Here is a 23,260-nt window from a genome sequence, read left to right as displayed (position 1 = left end):
ATGACCTACGAAACTCTCCTGGTCGAGGAGCGCGACGACCGGGTCGTCGTCACCCTGCACCGGCCCGACGCCCGCAACGCCATCAGCGGGCAGATGATCGCCGAACTGCACGATGTATGCGCCGAGCTGGAACGTCGGCCGAGGCTGCTGCTGCTCACCGGCCACGACCGGGTGTTCGCGGGCGGTGCCGACATCGCCGAACTGCTGGGGCGCGGCCGGGACGAGGCACTACAAGGCATCAACAGCCGCCTGTTCGAGCGGGTGCGCCGGCTGCCCATGCCGACCGTCGCCGCGGTCGACGGCTGGGCCCTGGGCGGCGGCGCCGAGCTGGCCTATGCGTGCGACCTGCGCATCGCCGGGCCCGATGCCGTGTTCGGCAACCCCGAGCCGGGGCTCGGCATCCTCGCCGCGGCCGGGGCCTGCTGGCGGCTGCCCGAGTTGGTCGGCGAGTCGGTCGCCAAGCAGGTGCTGCTCGCCGGACGGAACCTCGACGCGCAGTCGGCCCTGGCCGCCGGGCTCGTCATCGACGTCGTACCGGCCGAGAAGCTCCTGGACGAGGCGCATGCGCTGCTCGACCGCATGGCCCGCTCCTCCGCCACGGCCCTGCGCCTGACCAAGCTCGTCGTCGACTCGCCCGGTGCCCACCCGGTCGCCGACGACCTGGCGCAGGCCGTGCTGTTCGAGGGTGAGGACAAGAAGGACCGCATGACCCGCTTCCTGGAGAAGAAGAGGAGCCGAGCATGACCACCACCGCACCCGCGCCGGCCGTCGTCGGGGTGATCGGCGGCGGCCGCATGGGCGCTGGCATCGCCCAGTCCTACGCGACCGCCGGGGCGACCGTCACCGTGGTCGAGAACGGCGCCGCGGCCGCGGCCGCCGCCCTGGACCGGGTGGCCACGGGACTCAAGCGAGCCGCCGAACGCGACCGGCTCACCGAACCAGTCGAGGCGGTCCTCGCCCGTGTGTCCACCGTGGAATCGGTGGACAAACTGCCCGCCGAGGCCGACCTGGTCGTGGAGGCCGTCCCCGAGGCCTCCGCGCTCAAGGCCCGCGTCCTGGCCGCCGCCGAACGGGCGGTGAGCACGACGACGGTGCTGGCCAGCAACACCAGCTCGCTGTCCGTCACCGAGCTGGCCGCCGCCCTCACCCGTCCCGGCCGCTTCCTGGGCATGCACTTCTTCAACCCGGTGCCCGCCTCGGACCTGGTCGAGATCGTGGTTGCGCCGGGCACGGACGCCGCCACGGTTGAGGCGGCCCTGCAGTGGACGCACTGCCTCGGCAAGAAGGACGTCGTCGTCAAGGACTCGCCCGGCTTCGCCAGCAGCCGTCTCGGGGTCGCTCTGGGACTGGAGGCCATCCGCATGGTCGAGGAAGGCGTGGCCGAGCCCGAGGCCATCGACAACGCCATGAGTCTCGGCTACAAGCACCCCATGGGGCCTCTGCGCCTGACCGACCTGGTCGGTCTGGACGTGCGCCTGGCCATCGCTGAACACCTGCACGCCACGCTGGGCGATCGGTTCGCCCCGCCGCGGCTGCTGCGCGAGAAGGTCGCCCGGGGGGAACTCGGCCGCAAGAGCGGACAGGGGTTCTACTCATGGCAGTGACCGCCGGAACGACACCGGAGCCGGCCGCGGCCGACGGACCAACTGTCGAGTACATCCTGCGAGACGGTGTCGCCGTGATCGAGCTGCGCAGGCCGTCGGCGGGCAATGCCCTTGACGCCGCTCTGCGCCACGGGCTGCTGGCGGCCGTGCGGCGGGTCCGCACCGACGGCGAACGGGTGCGCTCGGTTCTGCTGGCCGCACAGGGCAGACACTTCTGTGTGGGGCAGGACCTCAAGGAACACGCCGCGGCCCTGGAGACCCGTCCCGAGGCGGCCTTCGCCATCGTGCGCGGAGAGTACAACCCGCTGGTGGCGGGGCTCCGCGCGCTGCCCCAGCCGGTGGTCGCGGCCATCGAGGGCGCCTGTGTCGGCGCCGGGCTGGGCCTCGCGCTCTGCGCCGACCTCCGGGTGGCCGCCGAGGGCGTCCGCTTCGCCACCGCCTTCACCGGGATAGGGCTGGCCTCCGACAGCGGGCTGAGCGGCGCGCTCACGCAGGCGGTGGGACCGTCCCGGGCCGCCACCCTGATGCTGCTCGGCGACCGGTTCGGCGCCGAGGAAGCCGAGCGGTGGGGACTCGTCCACCGTGTCGTGCCGGACGGCACGGCGACCGACCAGGGCTTCGATCTCGCCCGGCGTCTGGCCACGGGCCCCACCGCCGCCTATGCCGAGGTCAAGTCGCTGCTGCAGGTCGGGGCGGGCCGTGAGCTGCCGGCACTGCTGGAGGCGGAGGCCGAGGCTCAGGAACGGCTGGGGCGGACGAAGGACCACCGCGCGGCCGTTCAAGCCTTCCTGGACGGACAGATCCCCTCCTTCACGGGGGATTGACAGGCTTGCGGCACTGGCCGAACCACAGGGGGCTCGTCATATCATCGACCGAACGAACGGTCGGTAGGGAGAGATGATACGGATGACGGCAGAACAGGCCGCCTCGCCGGCCGTGATCGGCGCTTCTGGCCAGGAGCTCCAGGAGCATTTCGATGCGACGATCGCGCGGGACCAGCGGGTCGAGCCGCGTGACTGGATGCCCGAGGGCTACCGCAGGACGCTGATCCGCCAGGTGGCGCAGCACGCCCACTCGGAGATCATCGGCATGCAGCCGGAGGGAGAGTGGATCACGCGGGCGCCGTCCTTGCGGCGCAAGGCGATCCTCTTCGCCAAGGTGCAGGACGAGGCGGGTCATGGCCTGTACCTGTACTCGGCAGCGGAGACTCTGGGCGCGGACCGGGCCGATCTGACCGAGCGGCTGCTCGAAGGCCGTCAGAAGTACTCGTCGATCTTCAACTATCCGACCCTGTCGTTCGCCGACGTGGGGGTGATCGGCTGGTTCGTGGACGGCGCGGCGATCTGCAACCAGGTCCCGCTGTGCCGCAGCTCCTACGGGCCGTACGCGCGGGCGATGGTGCGGATCTGCAAGGAGGAGTCCTTCCACCAGCGGCAGGGCTACGAACTGCTGATGACGATGATGCGCGGCACCGACGCGCAGCGGGAGATGGTGCAGGACGCGGTGAACCGCTGGTGGTGGCCGTCCCTGATGATGTTCGGCCCGCCGGACGACAACTCGCCCAACTCCGCGCAGTCGATGGCGTGGAAGATCAAGCGGCACAGCAACGATGAGCTGCGCCAGCGCTTCGTCGACATGACCGTCCCGCAGGCGGAGAAGCTCGGCGTCACCCTGCCCGACCCGGAGCTGCGCTGGAACGCCGAGCGCGGCCACCACGACTTCGGCACTCCCGACTGGGACGAACTGATGCGCGTCATCAAGGGCGACGGGCCGTGCAACGCCCAGCGGATCCAGCGACGGCGCGCCGCACACGAAGAAGGTGCCTGGGTACGGGAAGCGGCTGCCGCGCACACGGCCAAGCAGGCGGCCCGTGCAGAGAAGACAGAGAAGGGAGTGGCGGCATGACCGGCGAGAAGCGGGACTGGCCGCTGTACGAGGTGTTCGTGCGCGGCAAGCGCGGGCTGAATCACGTCCACGTCGGCTCGCTGCACGCGGCCGACGACCGGATGGCGCTCACCCACGCCCGGGACCTGTACACCCGGCGCAACGAGGGCGTGTCGATCTGGGTGGTGCGCAGCGAGCACATCGCGGCCTCCACCCGCGACGAGAAGGACCCGTTCTTCGCGCCCAGCGCGGACAAGGTCTACCGCCACCCGACGTTCTACGACATCCCCGACGACGTTCCCCACATCTAGGAGCAGGGCATGAGCGACGACCACGTCTACATGACCCTCGCCGAGGGCCATGAGGACGACACCCGGTGGGCGTACGGCACCGGTTTCGAGGACCCCTTGCACGGCGTGGACACCACCGTCCCGGACGGGGTCGATGCCGCGGAGCTCGCCGCGCTGTGCGTGGCCCTCGGTGACGACGCGCTGGTGAGCGCCCAGCGGCTGGCGGAGTGGACCACCCGGGCCCCCGAGCTGGAGGAGGAGGTGGCGCTCGCCAACATAGGCCTGGACCTGCTCGGACAGGCCCGCCTGCTCTACTCGCGGGCCGGCCAGGCCGACGGCACGGAACGCGGCGAGGACGCCTACGCCTACTTTCGCGACCCTGACGACTTCCGCAATGTGACCCTGGCCGAACTCCCGGGCGGCGACTTCGCGTTCAGCATGGCGCGGCTGCTGGTGCTGTCCAGCTGGCGGCTCGCCCACTTCCAAGGGCTCACCGCCTCGTCCGACCCGGTGCTCGCGGCCATCGCGGCCAAGGGCGTGAAGGAGCTGACGTACCACCGCCAGTACGCTGCCGAGTGGGTGATCCGGCTCGGTGACGGCACCGAGGAGTCGCACCGCCGCATGCGCGCCGGGCTCCGGCAGGTGACCGCGTACCTGGGCGAGCTGTTCGACGCCTACGAGGCCCGAGACGAGGTCCTCGCCGTTCTCCGGCAGATCGCCGACGTGGCGGGTCTCGCCCTGCCGGAGATGACGCCGGGCGACGAGGGACCGGGACGCCAGGGCCGGCACACGGACCACCTCGCCCCGCTCCTGACAGAGCTGCAGTCCGTGGCGCGCGCCCACCCGGAGGCGACATGGTGACCGTCCTCGGGGACGCGCGGCGCGCCCGGCACATCGCCGAGCAGGTGCCGGACCCCGAACTGCCCATGCTCACCCTGGCGGACCTCGGTGTGCTGCGCGGGGTCGAGGTCGGCGACGACGGTACGGTCGTCGCGAGCCTCACCCCGACCTACTCCGGCTGTCCCGCGATGGCCGAGATGCGGGCCGGGGTGGCCGCCCGGCTGAGGGACGCCGGCTTCGCGCGCGTGGAGGTCCGCACGGTGCTCGACCCGCCGTGGACCACGGACTGGATCACCCTCGAGGGGCAGCGCAAACTCGCCGAGCACGGCATCGCTCCGCCCGGCCCGGCACCGCGCCGTGCGTCCGGTCCGGTGCCGCTCACGCTGTCGCCGACGCAGCGCCGGGTCGAGTGCCCGCGCTGCGGCTCGGCGGACACCGAGGAGAGCTCCCGGTTCGGTGCCACTTCGTGCAAGGCGCTGTGGCGCTGCCGAGCCTGCCGCGAGCCGTTCGAGTACGTCAAGGAGATCTGATGGCAGACCTTTTGGCCCCTGCCGGCGAGGCCCCCGCTCCCGGGCGGCGCCCCCGTCGCCGCCCGGTCTTCCACCGCCTGCGGGTGGCGGACGTGCAGCGGTTGTGCGCGGACGCGGTCGCGGTGAGCTTCGACATCCCCGACGAGCTGGCCGAGGAGTTCGCCTTCGCGTCCGGCCAGTCGCTCACCCTGCGCCGCCAGGTGGACGGACGCGACGAGCGGCGCTCGTACTCCATCTGCTCCCCGGTCGGTACCCGGCCTCGGATCGGGGTGCGTGTGGTGCCCGGCGGGTTCTTCTCCTCCTGGCTGGTGAACGAGGTCCGACCCGGCGACGTCATCGAGGTGATGGCCCCGACCGGCGTCTTCACCCCGGACCTGTCCGCCCCCGGCCACCATGTCCTGGTCGCGGCCGGTTCCGGCATCACCCCGATGCTGTCCATCGCGGAGTCGGTCCTCGCTGCCGACGACCGCTCCCGCGTCACCCTGTTCTACGGCAACCGCCGCACCGACTCGGTGATGTTCGCCGACGAGCTGGCCGACCTGAAGGACCTCTACCCGGGCCGTTTCCAGCTCGCGCACGTGCTGTCCCGCGAGCCCCGTGAGGCGGAGCTGCTGACCGGACGGCTGGACGCCGACCGGCTGGCGGCCCTGATCGACGGGCTGGTAGACGTGTCCGAGGCCGACCACTGGTGGCTGTGCGGCCCGCACGGCATGGTCCGCGACGCCCAGAAGGTCCTGGCCGGACTGGGCGTCCCCGACGACCGGGTCCACCAGGAACTTTTCTTCGCCGGCGAGGAGCCGGCCGCACCGGCACGCCGGGAGGAGCGGAGGCCCGACGGACCGGTCAGCCAGGTCACCGTCGTCCTGGACGGCCGCTCCACCACCTCTCCGCTCTCGCGTGGCGAAACCCTCCTCGACTCGGCCTCACGGGTCCGGCCCGACCTGCCGTTCGCCTGCAAGGGAGGCGTCTGCGGCACCTGCCGGGCCCTGGTCACCTGCGGCGAGGCGGACATGCGCCGCAACTACGCGCTCGAACCGACGGAGGTCGACGCGGGCTATGTGCTGACCTGCCAGACATTCCCGGTCTCCGACGCCCTGACCGTCGACTTCGACAGCTGAGAGCGACTGGTCTCCGCAGGCGGCGGTGGCAAGTCCGATCATCCCGGTCGGCGGCGTCGCGTGCCACCCCGCATCGGAAACGGCGATCCCACTTCCGTGGCGGTACCGAAACCGGTCTCCTCGCCAAGAGTGCCGCACCGCTCACTCTCCGTCGACCACTCTGACCGGTTGGGGAGCGATACGCGCCATAAGTACCATTTAGGGGTTGCAAGTAATATTCGGTGGTTCGGGGGCGAGGTGGGTTCCAGTGCTCCAACCCGAAGTAGCCAGGGATCCGGAAGCAGGCCGGGGGGATTCTGCGCCGGATCCGTATCTGGCCACTGCAATCGTGGACCGCGAGGGCACGGTCTGCCTGTGGAGCCCGCAAGTGCAGGCTCTGCTCGGGTACTCGGCGGACGAAGTCTGCGGAAGGTCCGCGGCGGATCTGCTGGTCGGGCAGGAGGCCCGGAAAGCGGTGCGGGCCGCCCGGGAGCGGTATTGGGCCGGGGAGTGCTGGGACGGCGTGCTCGCCATGAGGCACCGCGATGGGCACCAGGTGCAGATCGCGCTCCGCGTACGCCCGCTGCTCGGCCGGCAGGGCCCGGTCGGCTGGTCGGTCGCCGCTGCCGACGCACAGCACGTGGAACAGGCGCATGTCGATCGCGCGATCCTGCAAGCGCTCTTCCGCCAGTCCCCGATCTCTATCACGATTTTGGACACCGACCTGCGGTACTGGCGCGTAAATGCCGCGGTGGAGCGTGACGCCGCCGTCCCCGCCGAGCGTCTCATCGGCCGGCACATCGGTGACAGGGCACCAGGTGTCGACTTCCAGGCGATCGAGAAGGTCCTGCGCCAGGTGCGGGACACCGGCAAGCCGGTGGTCGGTTTCCAGTTCCGCGGCCGTACCCCGGCGGACCCGGAACACGAGCACATGTGGTCCGGCTCATCCTTCAGACTGACCGACCCGGCCGGCCGCGTCCTGGGAATGTGCCAGACCTACATCGACATCACCGACGGCTGGCGCGCCCAGCGACGGTTGACCCTGCTGACCGAGGCCGGCACCCGCATCGGAACCTCGCTGGACGTGGTGCGCACCGCGCAGGAACTGGCCGACACCGCCGTTCCCGATTTCGCGGACGTCATCGCCGTCGACCTGCTGGAGGCCACGGTGCACGGCGACGAACCGCACCCTGAGCCGCTCGGCGATCAGTGGCGGCTCCGCCGGGCGGGAATCCGCTCCATACAGGGCGGCGACCCGGCGGCCGCGCACGCGCTGGGCGAGTCGGTGGCCGTGCGTCCCGGCACCCCGCAACATCGGTGCCTGGCCGGCGGGAACTCCCTTCTGCTGCAGACCCCCGATGCCGACGAGTGGGCAACCTTTGACACCCGGACCGCCGAAAGAATCCACACATTCGAGGTCCATTCGCTGATGGAGGTGCCGCTGCGGGCCCGGGGGATCACGCTGGGCGTGGCCACCTTCGGCCGGTACCGCGACCCTCAACCGTACGACGAGGTGGACCTGGCCCTGGCCGAGGACTTCTGCTCCCGCGCCGCAGTGTCCATCGACAACGCCCGCCGCTACACCCGCGAGCACAACACCGCCATTGCACTTCAACGCAGCCTGCTCCCCCACCACGTGCCCCACTACCCGGCCATCGAGAGCGCCCACCGCTACCTGCCCGCCGCCGCACACGCCGGGGCAGGCGGCGACTGGTTCGACGTGCTGCCTCTTTCCGGAGCCCGCGTCGCCCTGGTCATCGGGGATGTCTGCGGCCACGGCCTGCACGCGGCGGCCATCATGGGACGCCTGCGTACCGCTGTCCACACCCTGACCGACCTCGACCTCGACCCTGACGAAGTCCTGACCCAACTCGACGACCTCGTCATCCGCCTTACCGCGGAGGATGCGGGCTGCGAGGGAGCGACCTGTCTCTATGCCGTGTACGACCCGATCTCCCGCCTCTGCACCTTCGCCCGCGCCGGCCACCCCCCACCTGCATTGGTACAGCCCGACGGCACTGTGGAATTCCTCAACGACATCCCGCCCGGCCCACCGCTGGGCGTGGGCGGCCTGCCGTTCGAAACCTCACAACGCCACCTCGCCGAGGGTACGGTCCTCGTGCTCTACACCAACGGCCTGGTCCAAGCCCCCGGACAGAGCATCGCGGCCGGACTCGACCGGCTGGCCGGCAGTCTCGCAGGGCCCGGCCGTCCACTGGAGCAACTCTGCGATAGGATCGCCACCACGCTCCTGCCGGAGCACCGGCCCGACGACGTGGCACTGCTCCTGGCCCGGACCCACACCCTGGCAGACGAACAGGTCGCCTGTTGGGAGCTACCGGTCGACCCCGCCCGGGTCGGTCACGCCCGTGCACTGACGATGCGCCAACTCGACGACTGGGGCCTGGAGCCACTGACTTTCACCAGCGAGCTCATCATCAGTGAGCTGGTCACCAACGCCATCCGATACGCACACGGCCCCATCACGCTACGCCTCATCAACGCCGACTCCCTCATCTGCGAGGTTTCCGACGGCAGCCTCAGCGCACCCCACCTACGCCGCGCCCGCACCAACGACGAGGGCGGCCGCGGCCTGTTCCTCGTCGCCCAACTCGCATCACGCTGGGGCACCCGCTACCACCGCGACGGTAAAACGATCTGGGCCGAGCAAACCGTGTGCCCGCAACCCAGGGGTTGTTCAGCCCCACCTTGATCGACAATGGATAGCGCTGGTCCCCGCAGCAGATCTCGCGTCGGCTCGCCCGCTGCCACCCCGGTGACCCGGCGCTGAATGCTCTCCGGAGACGATCTACCGCACCCTCTGCAACGGGCTCCTCGACAAGCGCACCGCCAAACTTCGCTCGGCACGCACCCGCGTCTGGCGAGGGCGGCGACGAGTTGCAGGCCGCGGCCGCCCTCGTCGGTGTGAGCGGACGCGACGCCCTCGGGTCGATCTGCTCAGGGGGCAGGGGCCGGCTCGGCCGGGGTTGCAAGCCTCATCGGCTCCGCGAGCGGCTTGACGTAGTCGAAGGCGCCGCCCTCCGCTCCGAAGATCCCCTCCAGCACGATGTTGGCGATCTTCACGCCGTTCCGGGTGAGGCTCACCAGGGTGATGTGGTCCCAGTTGCCGTCCTCCTTGTCGGTGACCCAGACACCGCCGGTGGAACCGAGCCTGATCCAGTCCCGACCGTCGATGACCTCACGCTTGTAGTTGTGGCAGTGACCACCGAAGACGGTGTACTCGCGGTCGCTGAGCGCGGCCCGCAGGTCGGTGAACTCCCTGCTTTCCTTGTCCTGCCAGCAGGGGATGTGCATGAAGACGAAGGTGTGCCGCACGTCGTGGTGGGCCGCCAGGACCTCTCGGATCCAGGCCAGCTGCGACTCGGAGAACCGCGCACCCATCGGGCCCTCGATGTGGTCCTTCTGCGAGGCGATGAACTCGGCCGGGTCCTCCTGCACGTTGTGGTGCATCTTGCGTAGCAGCGCCGAGAACTCCTCGGCCGACATGCCGTGCGTCATCTCCTCGACACTGGGCGGCGGGTCTTGGGTGTCGAGTACGACGAAGAGCACGTCGCGGTACCGCCAAGCGTAGTGGAGTGCGCCGTACCGGCGCAGCCACTCGGTGCGCATGACCTCGTTGGACACGTCGTGGTTGCCCGGCGTACGGAACAGCGGCGCGTTGAGGCCCGACGTGATGGCCTCGTACTCGCGCCACTGGCCCCAGATCTCGTTGAGGTTCTCGGTGTAGCCCTCGATGGCGTCGCCCACCTGCACCACGAAGTCGGGGTTGAACAGGTTGGTCATCTCGACCGCGCGCTCGAAGACACCTTCGCGCGCGAAACCGGTCCGGTCGGACAGCAGGGCGAACGTGAACTCCTCGGGGCGGTCGGGTGTTTCGGCCAGGTCGGTGAACGGTCGTTGGTCCGGGAGCGGGCTCACCGCGAAGTCCGGGTTGGCAGGGGAGGTCTCGAATGCTGTAGGGCGAGGTGTGGCCATGCGTCGGACGCTAAGCAGGCGCCGTGAACGGATCGTATGTTCCGTATGAACATCCTTCTGTGGAATACGATTCCTTACTCCCGGCCGGGCAACACGCTTCTAAGGTACGACCATGAATGCCGCCCGACCTCCGCTCGCCCCGCCGCCTGGCAGCACCGTCAGCTACATCCACGCGCACATCCCGGCGCTGATTCCCAGCGAACAGCGCGTCGCCAGGGCCTTCGCCGAACGGCCCGCCGAGATGGCCCTACTCTCCGTCGCCGAGGTCGCCGAGCGGGCCGACACCTCGCCCAGCACTGTGATCCGGACCTGCCAGAGCCTCGGCTTCAAGGGGTTCCAGCACCTGCGGCTGCTGCTCATGCGCGACGCCGAGAGCAGGTCCGCCGAGATCGGCGAGAGCACCGGACCCTCGGCTAGCTGGCTGCCGGAGTACTTCCAGCTCACCAGCTCCGAACTGCAGAACGCGTTCGGCGCCCTCGACTATGCCGCCTTCGACGAGGTGGTGCGCCAGATCGTCTCAGCCAAGCGCGTCCTAGCCCTCGGCAACGGCGCCTCCGCACCCGCCGCGAGCATCATCGCCCTGGGGCTCATCTCAACCGGCAAGGGCTGCGAGGCGCCCGTCGACGCCGTCGCCCAGCAGCTGACCGCCGCGACCCTGACCGATGGCGACGTCTGCCTCGCCCTGAGCAGCACTGGTAGCAACCAGGTCACCCTGCAGGCCGCCCAGGCGGCCGCGGACACGGATGCGACGGTCATCGGCATCGCCGGCTACGCGCGAAGCCCGCTGGACGAGATAAGCACGGTCACGCTGGTGGCCGGCGCGCCCTCCCCCCGCTGGGGCGGTGTCATCAGCGGCAACCTGGCGCAGATCCTGCTCGCGAATGCGCTCGTCCGAGCGGTCGCCGGCGCGCTCGGCGGCCGCCTGGGCGACAGCATGCTGGACCGCGTTGCCGCGATCCTCGAGTCGCCAAGCGCACCCCGCCCGACGACCCCCCTCCGGTAGTAACCCGACTCGCCGTCCGGCGGCAGGAGACCCACATCACAGGCCAACCAGCCAGTACTTAGGTGCGTCATCGCCAGCTGGCCCTCATGACGTCGCCGCGCGTTCACCGCGGTCCGCTTCCGTTCCTTCCGTAACGAGATTCCATGAAGTCGCTTAACCACGGAATCTTCATTCACGGAAGGAACCACTGTGAGCCGCATCGAGATCGTGGGCCTCACTCAGCAGTTCAAGGACCACCGCGCCGTCGACAACATCGACCTCACCATCGAGGACGGCGACTTCGTCGTCCTGCTGGGTCCCAGCGGTTGCGGCAAGACGACCCTGCTTCGGATGATCGCTGGCCTCCTCGATCCGACCAGCGGGCAGATCCTCATCGATGGCCAGGACGTCACGCACCTCCCAGCGAAGAAGCGCAACCTCGCCATGGTGTTCCAGAGCTACGCGCTCTACCCGCACCTGAGCGTCGAGAAGAATCTCGCCTTCCCTCTCAACGTGCTCAAGGTCTCCAAGGAAGAGAAGCGGGAGCGCGTCCTCGGCGCCGCCAGGGCCCTCGGGTTGGAGAGCCTGCTCCACCGCAAACCCCGGGAACTCTCCGGTGGCCAGCGCCAGCGCGTCGCCGTCGGTCGGGCACTCGTTCGCGAGCCCAGCGCGTACCTGATGGACGAGCCGCTCTCGAATCTCGACGCGAAGCTGCGCACCAACACCCGTCAAGAGCTCTCCGAGCTCCATGACCGTCTCAGCGCGACCTTCGTCTACGTCACCCACGACCAGGTGGAGGCGATGACGATGGCAACCAAGATCGTGATCCTCAACGGCGGGCGCATCGAGCAGATCGGGACACCCGAACAGGTCTACGACGCCCCGGCTTCGATCTTCGTCGCCGGCTTCGTCGGCTCCCCTCCGATGAACCTCCTCGAGGGCTCCCTGAGCACCCGCGACGGTCACGTTCAGGCCACTGCCCTCGGCAGCACCTCCAGGCTGTGGCCGGGCACCTGCCCGGAGCACAAGGTCACCATCGGCTTCCGGGCCGAGCACCTCCGCCTCGAGGAGGCCGAGACCGGCGCCGTACGCATCGACGGCGTCATCCACCAGATCGAGAACCTCGGTGGCGAGCAGGTCGCCTACATCAAGGTGGGCGACCACACGGTCGTCGCCAAGTGCGGGCGCGAGGTCACGCTCGAGCGTGGCGAGCGGTTCACCGCCGGCGTGAGAGCGGCCAACGTCCACCTGTTCGACCAGGCCACCGGACGGCGCATGGAGTGGGTCGAGGAGCCCGCCCCCGCGCTCGCCGACGCGCTCTGACGCCACCTGCACCCCACGCGTCCCATCGCACCTCCCGCACCTCCCGAGAGATCGAAGGAACCCCTCCCATGCGCATATCCAAGCGCTTCGCGACCGCCACCGTCGCGGCCCTCGCGGCCCTCTCCCTCGCCGCTTGCGGCAGCTCAACAGGCGGCGGCGCCGCTTCCGGCTCCGGCTCCCTGCCCACGCTCGGCGCGAACGACAAGGTGACCATCACCTTCGAGTCCTACAACGTGGCTCAGGGAGGCACCTGGGCCGACACCGTCACCAAACTGATCAGCGGCTTCGAGGCACAGCACCCGAACATCACCGTCAAGCCCCAGGCCCCGGCCAACCTGACCGGCTCGAACACGGCGTACGCCGCGAACCTGCAGGCTGAGATCCTGGCCGGGAAGGCACCCGACGTCGCCCAGGAGACCTTCGACGCCCTCGACTGGATGGCGACCCAGGGGGTCGTCGACCCGCTGCAGGACGTCGTCGGCAACCAGGCGATCAACGAGGCGTTCGACGGCAAGAACCTCAGCACCACCCATCCCGGCACCTGGCCGATGAACCCGAAGGCCCGCGCCCTCGCCACCGAGAACGGCAAGACGTACGGAATGCCGTACGTCTTCTCCACCCCGGTGCTCTGGTACAACAAGACCGCGCTGGACAAGCTCGGCATCACGATGCCCGCAGCGCCCACCTGGGACGACATCGAGGCCATCGGCAAGAAGCTGACCGCGGCCGGCCACAAGAGTCCCGTCAGCATTCCCTGCACCGTCACCGGCGGCGACTGGTGCATGCAGGGCATCATCAAGTCGGCTGGCGGCCACATCGTCAGCCCGGACAAGAAGACGATCCAGTTCGGCGACGCCGGCTCGGTCACCGCCGTCGCCAAGATGCGCAAGCTGTACGACGAGGGAATCCTGCTCAACGCCGACGCCGCGACGATGACCACCGCGTTCGCCAAGGGCAAGTCGCTGATCCAGCTCACCACCTCGAACTCCTTGGCGACGTTCACGGCCGGCGCCAAGGCCGGTGGCTGGCAGCTCGCGGCGACCAAGATGCCCGCGTTCACCGGCCAGACTCCGGCTCCCACCAACTCGGGCTCGGCCCTGTTCATGGTCCACCAGGCCCAGCCCGACCCGAAGAAGCAGGCCGCGGCCTGGGAGTTCATCAAGTACGTGACCGGCCCCGACGGTGTCGACGCGATCACCAATGGCATCGGCTACGTGCCGATCCGCGACACGATGGCCAGCGACCCCCGCGGCCCGCTGAACAAGTGGTACGCCTCCACCCCCGGCGCCAAGGTCAACGTGGACCAGCTGCAGGAGCTGCAGACGTGGGACGCCTACCCGGGCAACAACTACGCGCAGATCAGCAAGGTCTTCTCCGACGCCGTGCAGAACTCCGTGTACCTCGGCAAGGACCCGCAGGACACCTTGACCCAAGCGCAGCGCGACGCCCAGGCGCTGGTCAAGTAGCACGGCCGAGGAGTCAAGGAGCACCAGCTGATGACCAACATGGAGATCACCTTGAGCCGGCGGCTGCCGGTGGAGGGGACGTACAACCTGCGCGAGCTGGGCGGCCTCCGTGCCGGCGAGCGGACGGTGCGATGGGGCAAGTTCTACCGCTCCGACGCGCTGGCGGGTCTCACCCCGACGGGCAAGAAGTCGATGGACGACCTCGGCATCCGTCTGCTGATCGATCTGCGGACCGAGGAGGAGACCACCACCGAGCCGACCAGGCTGCCCGCCGCGACCATTGTGCACGCGCCGATCTTCGACTCCGGTATGCCGACCGTCATGCCCGAGCAGCCGCACACCCTGGACCACGTGTACGACGCCATGCTCGACCTGCACGGTGCCCGACTCACCGAGGCCGTCCGCCACATCGCCCACTCGGGTGAGGAGCGAGTGCTCGTGCACTGCACGGCCGGCAAGGACCGTACCGGTCTGGTGGTCGCGCTCGCCCTGCTCGCCGTCGGCGTGCACCGCGAGGATGTCGTCCTCGACTACAGCCGCACCGAGCAGCACCTCGCCGGACCGTGGGTCGAGGGCATGCTCGCCAAGATGACCGCCGCCGGCTACCCGCTCGACGACGACGTCCTGAAGCTGGTCAGCGCCAGCCCGGCCAGCCTCCTCGAGCGGATCGTGGACCGCTGGGAGAACGAGTGGGGCTCTCCCCTCGGCTTCCTCCAGGACCACGGCTTCACCACCGCCGACCACGCGGCGCTGAGCGCCGCCCTCCTCGCCTGATCACTTCACGGAGACCCACCACCATGAGCACTGACTCCTACCCCGAGGCCAAGCACTACTTGCTGCACCTCTCCGACACGCACTTCGTCGCCAAGGGCACCAACGGCGGGCTGCTGCACGACATCGTCGACTCGCAGGCGAACCTCGAGAAGATGTTCGCCGGCTTCGAGCGGTCGAACTCCATGCCGAAGGCGATCGTGCTGACCGGTGACATCGCCGACACCGGCGAGCCGGAGGCCTACCAGCGCGTACGTGAGGTGGTGGAGAAGTCCGCGGCCAAGTACGGCGCTCAGGTGATCTGGTGCATGGGCAACCACGACAACCGTGAGGCCTTCTACGAGAACCTGCTCGGGGTCGAGCCGAGCGCCGAGCCCTACGACCGGGTCTGGGACCTGGACGGCCTGCGTCTGATCGTCCTGGACTCGACCGTCCCCGGTCAGCACTGGGGCGAGATCAGCGACGAGCAGCTGGCCTGGCTCGCCGACGTGCTCGCCGAGCCGGCCCCGGACGGATCCATCATCGCGTTGCACCACCCGCCGGTGTGGAGTCCGCTCGGCCTCATCCGCCTCTTCGAACTGCGCGGCCAGGACAAGCTCGCCGCCGTCCTGGAGGGGACCGATGTGCGCTGCATCCTGGGCGGCCACCTGCACTACTCGACCCACTCGACCTTCGCCGGCATCCCGGTCTCGGTCGCCTCGGCCACCTGCTACACCCAGGACCTGCAGGTCGAGTTCCCAGCCGCGCGGGGCCAGGCCGGCGCCCAGTCGTACAACCTCGTCCACGTATACGACGACCGCATCCTGCACTCCGTGGTCCCGATCGGCGACTACCCGACCGCCTACGAGATGGACGGGGAGAAGCTCGCCGCCTTCCTGGCGCTCACGCCCGACGAGCAACTTGCCGCGGTCAACGCCTCGGTGCAGAACGAGCACTGACCCACTCTCCCGTCAGGACAGCCTGGAAGGTCTCCTTCATGTCGTTCACCATCACGCCCGTCCCCGGTCAGGAGAGGTACGAGCGGATCGCCCGCGAGGGTGAGGCCGCCGTCAGGCGGTGGCGCAAGCCCCCGATCGCGCCGTACCTGTTCATCCTGCCCGCCATCGCGCTGCTGGTCTTCTGGATCTACCGGCCGCTGATCGAGACCTTCCAGCTGTCCTTCTACCACTGGAACCTGCTCCCGACCGCCCCCAAGCAGCCGGCGGGTCTGTCCAACTACACCGCGCTCTTCCACGACCGGGAGCTGGGCAAGGCGGTCATCAACACGATCCTCTACATCGCGGCCTTCCTGGTCTGCTCGGTGATCCTGCCGCTGGTGATCGCCCTCATGTCCCGGCGGGTCAGCGGGCGAGCCAGAACCATCTACCAGGCCCTGGTCTTCGTGCCGTTCCTGGTCACTCCGGTGGCCACCAGCGCGGTCTGGCGATGGCTCTTCGACCCGTACGACGGCGTCATCGTCGTCGTCCTGCGCAAGGGCTTCGGGATCGACATCGGCAGCGTCTTCCGCAGCGACCACGGCGCACTGATCGCCATCATCATCATCGTCGGCTGGCAGATGCTCGGCTTCGGCGTCCTGGTGATGACGGCGGGCATGGCGGGGATCAGCCCCGACTACGCCGAGGCCGCATCCGTCGACGGCGCCAGCAACTCCACGATCCTGCGGCGGATCACCGTCCCGCTGCTCTCTCCCACGATCCTCTTCCTGGCTCTGATGACGATCCTGCTCTCGGCCCAGTGGACCTATCCGATGATCGACGTCCTCACCCAGGGCGGACCGGACAACGCGACCACGAACATCTACTACCTGCTCTACGAGATCGCGTTCAACAACTTCGACGCCGGCATGGCGGGCGCCGCAGGGACGGTCTTCTTCCTTGTCTTCGGGGCGATCGCGGTCCTCCTGGTCAAGCTCTCGGACAAGCTCGCCTTCTACGACAACTGATCGAGGTATGGAAATGTCGTTCACCATCACCGAGCCGCACCACAAGCCAGTTGTCCAGGCCGAGTCCGACGAGATCGTCAGCGGCATCGTCGCGCGGCAGGAGGACACCAGGAACAACGCAGCGGCGGTGCGCACTCAGCACTCCTTCGGCTCACGGTTCAGCGGCCACGTCGTACTCGCGATCGTCGCCTTGGTGAGCATCTTCCCGGTCTACTGGCTCTATGCGACGGCCCTTCGTCGCCCCGAGGACGCCACCAGGTCGACGCCGTTCCCGTGGCCCATCAGCTTCGAGAACTTCACGCACGTGTGGCACCAGATCCCGATCGGCGGAATGCTGTATCACACCTTCGTGATGGCCCTGTGCGTCTCGGTATGCCAGCTGCTCGTGGCCATCTTCGCGGCCTACGGCTTCGCCCTGTGGGACTTCCCGGGCAAGAGCATCCTGTTCCTGCTGTTCCTGGGCGCCTGGCTGGTGCCCTTCCAGGTCACGATGATCCCCAACTACGTCACCATCGCCCATTGGCAGCTGCTCGGCACCGTGGCCGGCGTGGTGATCCCGAACATGTGCTCGGCCTTCGCGGTCATGCTCATGCGCCAGCACATGCAGGCCTTCCCCAAAGAGCTCGTCGAGGCCGCCCACATGGACGGCCGCAACCGTTGGGGGATCCTGTGGAAGGTCGTCCTCCCCAACATGCGCCCGGCCCTCGCCGCGCTCGGCATCATGCTGTTCATCGAGGCCTGGAACAACTACCTTTGGCCGACCCTCATCCTGTCCAAGAAGCCCGACTCGCTCATCCAGATCGGCGTCCGGTCCTTCCTCGGGGAGGCGGGTGACGACTGGGGCGCGATGATGGCCGCCGCGGGCCTGGCCTGCATTCCGATCTTCCTGATCTACATCTTCCTGCAGCGCTACATCGTGGACGCCTTCGTCCGCTCCGGCCTGCGCTGACCACTACCTGGGATCTCACCGACGTGCGCTCCAGGGCAATACGGGCCGCAGCATGTCAAAGGTGCTGAGGAATTTTCCCGAAGACCGGGAGCTCGGCCGACCGGGCCGGACCCTACCCGCGTACCCACGCAGGTAGGGCCATGTGCCCAATCCACGGATTCTCTCCGTGAAGTGAACCGCCGACTTGTATGGGGGTAGCGGGACGCGGTCGGGTTGGCCGCTCGTAGCCTGCCGTAGGACGCCGGGCCGGGTGACTCGTGAACCGTCTGCCGCTCTTCGGGGCTGGCTCTCCCGGGGTATGTCCCCGGTCCGGTGTCCGTCCGCGGTCTGACTCAACAGAGGCGTGTCCCGGCCGGTTGGTTCCGGAAGTCGGCGTGTCGGCCGTGGATGCCCTGTCGTCCGACCGTGAGGAATACAGTCCCGTGACATTGCTCGGTGTCGATCCCCACAAGTCCACCCACACCGCCACTGCCGTTGAGGCGGAATCAAACCAGCAGGTCGGGACGCTGCGGATCGAGGCGAGTCTGACGGACTACCGGCGGCTGCTGGCCTGGGCCAAGCGGTGGCCGCAACGGAAGTGGGCGGTGGAGAACGCTAACGGACTGGGCCGGCATCTCGCTCAGTGGCTCATCGCCCGCGGCGAGAGCGTCGTCGACGTGCCTGCCGCGGCGACCAGTCGAGCGCGCGAACTCTCCCGCGGTGGACGGCGCAAGAACGACCAGATCGACGCCGCGGCCGCGGCCACCGTCGCCTGTCTGCAGGGAGACGGACGGGATGTCGAGCCCGAGGACCACACCACAGCGCTGGCTCTCCTGGACGAGCGGCGTGTGAACCTGGCTCAGGCCCGGGTACGCACGGTCAATCAACTCCACGCGCTGCTGCGTGATCTGCTGCCCGGAGGCGCCCCGACTCAGCTGTCCGCGGACCTGGCCGCCAAACTGCTGCGGTCCGTCCGTCCCGCTGGCGACGTCGAGACCGCCCGCAAGGTGGAGGTGCCGCTGCCCACGCCCTTCCTCGCCATCACCAAAATCGTCATGGAACGAGTGGCGGAGCAGCAGTACGACGGTGTGGTCCAGGCATCGCGCATCCAGCCGAGGATGACCCGGGCCGCGCTCAAGGGCGGCGCGCAGGCGGTCGTCCGCGAACTGGCCGTCTCCACCGGGACGGATGTGCTCTACCTCGACCAGGAGGGCACCACCCGCGCCGCACACCCTCCCGGCTCCCGGACACCGGAACTCCTGACGCTCGCCGGACCGCCGCCTCCGCAGCAGGCGGCTGCCTCCGTCACAACCACGCCGGAGGGCGTGGCAGCCGTTCACTAGATGCGTGTCGGTCCTCGTGTGCACGGCCGTCTGGTGCTTCTGAGTAACAGGTCCCTGACTCCCGTGGATCATCTGCTCCTTGGTCACGCGGCATCTCTCGTGGCTCTGGAAGCCGAAAAACCGCTCAGGCTGCGCGACGAGCAGCACCGCGTGAACGGAATGTTCCTGCGCATGCTGCTGAACGGGGCGGTGACGGCACCTGCTGCCCATGAGCATCTGAACGAGTCGGGTTTCCCGGTGCGCGACGGGATCAGAGTACTGGCGCTGAGAGGAGGCGACCCCCGTCACCTCCTCGAGGGAGCGGGCGAGGTGCTGACCGAGCGGGGACTGCCGCTGTTCGGGATGGTACGGGAGGGCGGCTGTGCTGCCCTGCTGTTGCCCGGCAATCATGCTCTCACCGCGCGGGGCGTCGGCGATGCAGCACCGGCTCATGCGCGCACGCGTACCTGGGCGGGCCTCAGCGGCATCCATGCCCTCGACGACGGTCCGGCCGCTCTGCGGGAGGCGCTGAACGCCGTGTCCGTAGCGCACTCACGGGGCTGCCGCGAGGTCGTCTCCGTGGAGTCTCTCGCCGGGCAGGTGCTCTTCACCACGCCCGAGACGAGGAGGGTGCTGGAATCGCTGGCCGTCACCCGGCTCGGCCCATTGGCGTCCTACGACGTGAGCCAGGGAACCGAGCTGATCGACTCTCTGTGTGCTTTCCTTGAGCATCACGGTCAATGGGAGGCGGCGTCGGTGGCGTTGGGCGTGCATCGGCATACCCTGCGCAGTCGCGTCGAGTGGATCCGCAGCCTGCTCGACGTGGACCTCGACTCGGCCCACGTACGGGCAGAGCTCCTCCTGGCCCTCTCGGCCTGGCAGGAGCCCGTCCGCGACGCCAAGCACTGAGGTCAAGGGCCCCAAACCAATAATGTGCCCCTCCGTTGGACTCCTCTGACCCGGCTGAAGTGGTTTCCTTGTCGACGGCTTCCGCGAGATGGCCATTTCTTCCTTCAGCAGGGTGTCCGGCATCGAAAGCAGCGAAAGGTAGCGAGGACATTGCCGTAGCTTCCGGCCGTGAGCGCGAGCAGCCCTTCCGCGTGACAGCGCCGGGCGACCCTGGTCGCCAGGTCGGAGGGGATGCCGTCGCCTGGGGTTCCACAACTCGGTGGCCATCATGGCTCCTCGGCCTCGGACGTCTCCGACGATCGAGTGGGCGTCGCTGAGTTCGTTCAGCCGATCGAGCATGAGGTCACCGATGCGATGGGCGCGGTTGAGCAAGTCGTGGGTCTCGATCTCTTCGAACACCCCCAGGGGCCGCCTCGTACGCCACAGGGTTGCCGCTGCAGGTGCTTCCCAGGCCGCCCGCTGGCACGGCGTCCATGTCGGCGAGCGTGGTGAGGAATCCGGGAGCCGGCACGACGAACCTGCTTTCTCCTTATATAGGCCCCATCAGAACCGCGGCGACGTTCTCCCCTCCGACCTGCCGGTCCAGCAGATTTGTCAGAAGGTCCGCGGGTTCCTCGGCGCAGCTGGTCGGCCCCATAGGCCAGCAGTAGGGATGGGCCATGGGAGCGCGGTGCACGTCCAGCCGAAGGGCCCGAAGCCCTGCTTGTAGGGCTTGTTCTTCACGGTGAGGCTCATGGTGAGCAAGGTTTGTTGCCTCCTTGAAAGGCGTGGTCGAAGACAACGACGCCCGTACGAACCGTGACGGCACCTCCGTGCCGAAGTTCACGAGGCCGGTGCGTTTCTCACTGGGGACGGGGGCGAGTTCGTTCAGCCGCTGGCGGACATCCAGGTACGACTCCAACGGGTTGACCAGGAAGCACGTATGGGTGGACCGGCGCAGCTGAGCGGTGGCTCGTTCCGTCACGGACGGCGCCGAATCACCCACCGTGGTGACCGCGATACCACGGCCGAAGTCGATGAAGGAGTTGCCGTCCACATCGACCAACACTCCCCCGTCGGCCGCCTCGGCGAAGGCGGGCAGGGCAGCACCGACACCGGCTGGCACCAAGCAGCGTCGGCGAGCGAGCAGTTCGCGCGGCCGCGGGCCGGGGACCTCACTGACGATGCGCCGCATCTGCGTCAGGCCGGGACCACCGGCCAGAGGGAAGCACCGGACATGCAGACGCCCTCCGTGGTGGGCAGGGATGGGGCTCCGAGCCAAGCACCGGCGCCGGGCCCGGTCGATCGACGGATCGGCATGGCCCGGGCCGGAAGGCCACGACATCTCGTCCAGTGCGCTGCCGCAGGGGCGTTCCACAGAATGGCGACCACATCAGGTCCATGAGCACCAGGGTTCGCCGACGACAAGCGCGGCGACCATGTCGAAAGGAAAGCCATGCGACACAGTGCGAGCGGTGCCTCCGCAGCAGCGGGTACCGCCCGGGCGGCCCGGCCGCTGCGCCAGCTCATCGCCGGCACGTGGCGGGACGGCGACGGCAGTGAGCTCATCGACACCAACCCGGCGCGCCCACGCGAGACCGTGGCGGCGGGTCGGCTCGCTCAGGAAGGTGACCTCGACCAAGCCGTCACCGCGGCGCGCGACGCCTTCCCAAAGTGGGCGGCGGCGCCGCACCCGGTACGCGGCCGGATCCTCCACCGCGCGGCCGCCATCATGGATGCGCACGCCGAGCAGTGGGGCGAGGAACTGGCGTGGGAGGAAGGCAAGACCCTCGCGGAAGGCATTGCGGAGGTGCGGCGGGCGGCGGACATCTTCCGCTACTACGCGAGTGAGGGACTTCGCCCGGTCGGCGAGGTGTTCGCCTCGTCCCGGGCGGGCGAGCAGATTCAGGTGATCCGGCGCCCGGTCGGCGTGGTGGCCGTCGTGACCCCGTTCAACTTCCCGTTCGCGATCCCCGCCTGGAAGATCGCCCCTGCCCTCAGCTACGGCAACGTCGTCGTGTGGAAGCCCGCCAGTGCCGTCCCGCTGCTGGCGGTGCGTCTGGCCGAGGCGCTGGTGGAAGCCGGGCTTCCGAAGGGCGTGCTGTCCCTGCTCATCTGCGGTGGCGCGCTGGGCGGCCGGCTCGTGGAACACCCCGGGGTCGACGCGGTCACCTTCACCGGGTCGACGTCCATCGGCCGGAATCTCATCGCGACCTGCGGCCGGCTGGCACGTCCCATCCCGACGGAGATGGGCGGCAAGAACGCGGCCGCCGTACTGGCCAGCGCCGACCTCGACCTCCGTGACGGAAGTGGTGGCGGGTGCTTTCCGCTCCACAGGACAAAAGTGCACCGCCACCTCCCGTCTCGTCGTCGAGGACTCGGTCGCCGACGACTTCCTTGACCGGCTCGTCAAGCAGGTCGCGGCGCTGAAGGTGGGTGACCCGCTCGACGAGACGACGGAGATGGGCCCCGTGATCTCGCTCGAGGCCCGCGACGAGATCCAGCAGGCGGTGGACGCGGGCGCCGCCCGTCCCGGTGTCGAGATCCTCACCGGTGGCCGCCCGTACGACGATGACCGATCGACGGGCGCGTTCCTGCGCTCCGTGGCACTCGATCTGCGCGACGAGACTGACAGGCGCCGGGCTATGGAACTGGTGCGCCGGGCCGACATCCTGTTCGAGAACTTCCGCCCGGGAACGATGGAGACCACGGTGCTCGTCGACGTGGATCCGTCCATGCGGGTCTACCGGGAGGAGATCTCCATGGGCAGGCCGAGGCCCGTGCCGTCGTGGTCGGCATCGGCGGCCCGCCAGAACGGGTCGAAGGCTCTTTGCCGTTCGGTTGATGGAGGGACTACACCGTTTCGGATTCACTGTGGATCACGCCAAAAAGGGGGGTCGTCGCACCCTCGTCCCTGGCCGACTGCAGGTACTCCAGAGAGCCTTCGGGCCCCGACGTCTCAGCTGCCTCGCCACACCTATCCCCGGCGACACCCGCTGGAGCAGTCGCTGCCTCGCCCCACCAACCCGGTGGCAGTACCGGGGATCGGCACCGATTCAGGAACAGTCCCTGGCTGGGCTTCCGCCATGCGTGGACGGCCTGCCCTGCCACCAGTCCGGCCCTGACGGGCACGGTCCCCGGTTAGAAGCCGTTGCTCTATCGACCACGGTGAACGTCGGTTGTATGACGGTTCAGCCGAGTGATCTCTTGGCTCAGCATGCTTGAAGGCAGGGCCTCCCGTGTAGCTTGGGGCTATTGAGACCAACGAGCACGCAGAAGGCCCTGTTGCCGCCGTTGTACGCGTTCGCGCCGGCCGGTTCCAGTTCGGCTACCCGGTCGTGTGACTGCCTCGCGCACGGGTTCGGGAACGCAGGCGACCATCCGGACAGGGGGCCGA

22 protein-coding genes and 1 pseudogene are annotated in these 23,260 nt (G+C 68.9%); 20 read left to right on the top strand and 3 right to left on the bottom strand.

All coding sequences use genetic code 11. The annotated features are described in order from the left end of the window. The 9 genes from BZY54_RS13835 to BZY54_RS13795 all read left to right on the top strand — a co-directional run bounded on the left by BZY54_RS13835 (nucleotide 1) and on the right by BZY54_RS13795 (nucleotide 8,958). Complete coding sequence (locus BZY54_RS13835; RefSeq protein ID WP_086725515.1) at nucleotides 1–744, top strand: enoyl-CoA hydratase/isomerase family protein; 744 nt, start codon at nucleotides 1–3, stop codon at nucleotides 742–744. Beyond that, on the top strand, nucleotides 741–1,604 hold the full coding sequence (locus BZY54_RS13830; protein ID WP_086725484.1) for a 3-hydroxyacyl-CoA dehydrogenase family protein: 864 nt from the start codon (nucleotides 741–743) through the stop codon (nucleotides 1,602–1,604). Before BZY54_RS13835 ends, BZY54_RS13830 begins: the two co-directional genes overlap by 4 nt. Further along, the gene (locus BZY54_RS13825) at nucleotides 1,595–2,428 is read left to right on the top strand and encodes an enoyl-CoA hydratase/isomerase family protein (RefSeq protein WP_086725483.1); all 834 of its coding nucleotides are present in this window, start codon (nucleotides 1,595–1,597) and stop codon (nucleotides 2,426–2,428) included. Before BZY54_RS13830 ends, BZY54_RS13825 begins: the two co-directional genes overlap by 10 nt. An 82-nt stretch (nucleotides 2,429–2,510) precedes the next feature. Continuing rightward, entirely contained in the window at nucleotides 2,511–3,509 is a 999-nt protein-coding gene (gene paaA / locus BZY54_RS13820; RefSeq protein WP_086725482.1) for a 1,2-phenylacetyl-CoA epoxidase subunit PaaA, read from the top strand. Beyond that, nucleotides 3,506–3,799, top strand: a complete 294-nt coding sequence (paaB, locus tag BZY54_RS13815; protein WP_086725481.1) for a 1,2-phenylacetyl-CoA epoxidase subunit PaaB — start codon at nucleotides 3,506–3,508, stop codon at nucleotides 3,797–3,799. The genes paaA and paaB overlap by 4 nt, the downstream gene beginning before the upstream one ends. Before the next feature lie 9 nt (nucleotides 3,800–3,808). Next, on the top strand, nucleotides 3,809–4,639 hold the full coding sequence (gene paaC, locus BZY54_RS13810) for a 1,2-phenylacetyl-CoA epoxidase subunit PaaC (protein WP_086725480.1): 831 nt from the start codon (nucleotides 3,809–3,811) through the stop codon (nucleotides 4,637–4,639). Beyond that, entirely contained in the window at nucleotides 4,633–5,148 is a 516-nt protein-coding gene (paaD, locus tag BZY54_RS13805; protein ID WP_086725479.1) for a 1,2-phenylacetyl-CoA epoxidase subunit PaaD, read from the top strand. The genes paaC and paaD overlap by 7 nt, the downstream gene beginning before the upstream one ends. Next, entirely contained in the window at nucleotides 5,148–6,266 is a 1,119-nt protein-coding gene (paaE, locus tag BZY54_RS13800) for a 1,2-phenylacetyl-CoA epoxidase subunit PaaE (protein ID WP_086725478.1), read from the top strand. The genes paaD and paaE overlap by 1 nt, the downstream gene beginning before the upstream one ends. 328 nt (nucleotides 6,267–6,594) lie before the next feature. Beyond that, nucleotides 6,595–8,958 carry a SpoIIE family protein phosphatase gene (locus tag BZY54_RS13795; protein WP_244217148.1) on the top strand — a complete coding sequence of 788 codons (2,364 nt, stop codon included), beginning with the start codon at nucleotides 6,595–6,597 and terminating at the stop codon, nucleotides 8,956–8,958. A 245-nt stretch (nucleotides 8,959–9,203) separates the two neighbouring features. Here BZY54_RS13795 and BZY54_RS13790 read toward each other — a convergent pair whose 3' ends face one another. Beyond that, nucleotides 9,204–10,241, bottom strand: coding sequence for a metallophosphoesterase family protein (locus BZY54_RS13790; RefSeq protein WP_086725476.1), 1,038 nt, complete (start codon nucleotides 10,239–10,241; stop codon nucleotides 9,204–9,206). A 112-nt stretch (nucleotides 10,242–10,353) separates the two neighbouring features. Between BZY54_RS13790 and BZY54_RS13785 the strand changes: the two genes are divergently transcribed. The 9 genes from BZY54_RS13785 (at nucleotide 10,354) to BZY54_RS13745 (ending at nucleotide 19,884) form a co-directional block, all read left to right on the top strand. Continuing rightward, a complete protein-coding gene (locus tag BZY54_RS13785; protein WP_086725475.1) occupies nucleotides 10,354–11,244 on the top strand; it encodes a MurR/RpiR family transcriptional regulator in 891 nt (296 codons plus the stop codon). A 189-nt stretch (nucleotides 11,245–11,433) separates the two neighbouring features. After that, a complete protein-coding gene (locus BZY54_RS13780) occupies nucleotides 11,434–12,546 on the top strand; it encodes an ABC transporter ATP-binding protein (protein ID WP_086725474.1) in 1,113 nt (370 codons plus the stop codon). A gap of 68 nt (nucleotides 12,547–12,614) precedes the next feature. Beyond that, entirely contained in the window at nucleotides 12,615–14,012 is a 1,398-nt protein-coding gene (locus BZY54_RS13775) for an ABC transporter substrate-binding protein (protein WP_086725473.1), read from the top strand. A 30-nt stretch (nucleotides 14,013–14,042) separates the two neighbouring features. Then, nucleotides 14,043–14,786: a tyrosine-protein phosphatase gene (locus tag BZY54_RS13770; RefSeq protein WP_086725472.1), complete on the top strand. Its 744-nt coding sequence runs from the start codon at nucleotides 14,043–14,045 to the stop codon at nucleotides 14,784–14,786. 23 nt (nucleotides 14,787–14,809) lie between these two features. Further along, nucleotides 14,810–15,721: a metallophosphoesterase gene (locus tag BZY54_RS13765; protein ID WP_086725471.1), complete on the top strand. Its 912-nt coding sequence runs from the start codon at nucleotides 14,810–14,812 to the stop codon at nucleotides 15,719–15,721. Between the two features lie 38 nt (nucleotides 15,722–15,759). Next, the gene (locus tag BZY54_RS13760) at nucleotides 15,760–16,725 is read left to right on the top strand and encodes a carbohydrate ABC transporter permease (RefSeq protein WP_107419708.1); all 966 of its coding nucleotides are present in this window, start codon (nucleotides 15,760–15,762) and stop codon (nucleotides 16,723–16,725) included. Nucleotides 16,726–16,738: 13 nt separating this feature from the next. Next, on the top strand, nucleotides 16,739–17,674 hold the full coding sequence (locus BZY54_RS13755) for a carbohydrate ABC transporter permease (protein WP_086725470.1): 936 nt from the start codon (nucleotides 16,739–16,741) through the stop codon (nucleotides 17,672–17,674). Nucleotides 17,675–18,096: 422 nt separating this feature from the next. Then, on the top strand, nucleotides 18,097–18,996 hold the full coding sequence (locus BZY54_RS53175; RefSeq protein ID WP_244217147.1) for an IS110 family transposase: 900 nt from the start codon (nucleotides 18,097–18,099) through the stop codon (nucleotides 18,994–18,996). Nucleotides 18,997–19,059: 63 nt separating this feature from the next. Then, nucleotides 19,060–19,884: a PucR family transcriptional regulator gene (locus BZY54_RS13745; protein WP_158103864.1), complete on the top strand. Its 825-nt coding sequence runs from the start codon at nucleotides 19,060–19,062 to the stop codon at nucleotides 19,882–19,884. A 291-nt stretch (nucleotides 19,885–20,175) separates the two neighbouring features. On the opposite strand, the pseudogene BZY54_RS55060 reads toward BZY54_RS13745, so the two are convergent. Together BZY54_RS55060 and BZY54_RS55055 are read right to left on the bottom strand one after the other, a co-directional pair. Further along, nucleotides 20,176–20,283 (bottom strand): annotated as a pseudogene (locus tag BZY54_RS55060) (hypothetical protein); the annotation flags it as partial. 130 nt (nucleotides 20,284–20,413) lie between these two features. Continuing rightward, nucleotides 20,414–21,058: an aminotransferase class III-fold pyridoxal phosphate-dependent enzyme gene (locus BZY54_RS55055; RefSeq protein WP_341868685.1), complete on the bottom strand. Its 645-nt coding sequence runs from the start codon at nucleotides 21,056–21,058 to the stop codon at nucleotides 20,414–20,416. Between the two features lie 261 nt (nucleotides 21,059–21,319). On the opposite strand from BZY54_RS55055, the gene BZY54_RS50260 reads away from it, so the two are divergent. Both BZY54_RS50260 and BZY54_RS54745 read left to right on the top strand, forming a co-directional pair. Further along, a complete protein-coding gene (locus BZY54_RS50260; protein ID WP_143668051.1) occupies nucleotides 21,320–22,264 on the top strand; it encodes an aldehyde dehydrogenase family protein in 945 nt (314 codons plus the stop codon). Further along, on the top strand, nucleotides 22,164–22,988 hold the full coding sequence (locus BZY54_RS54745) for an aldehyde dehydrogenase family protein (protein WP_143668050.1): 825 nt from the start codon (nucleotides 22,164–22,166) through the stop codon (nucleotides 22,986–22,988). The genes BZY54_RS50260 and BZY54_RS54745 overlap by 101 nt, the downstream gene beginning before the upstream one ends. Nucleotides 22,989–23,260: the final 272 nt, after the last annotated feature.

Source organism: Streptomyces carpinensis, assembly GCF_002154505.1.
Lineage (GTDB): Bacteria > Actinomycetota > Actinomycetes > Streptomycetales > Streptomycetaceae > Streptomyces > Streptomyces carpinensis.
This window is presented reverse-complemented; position numbering and strand designations above follow the sequence as displayed.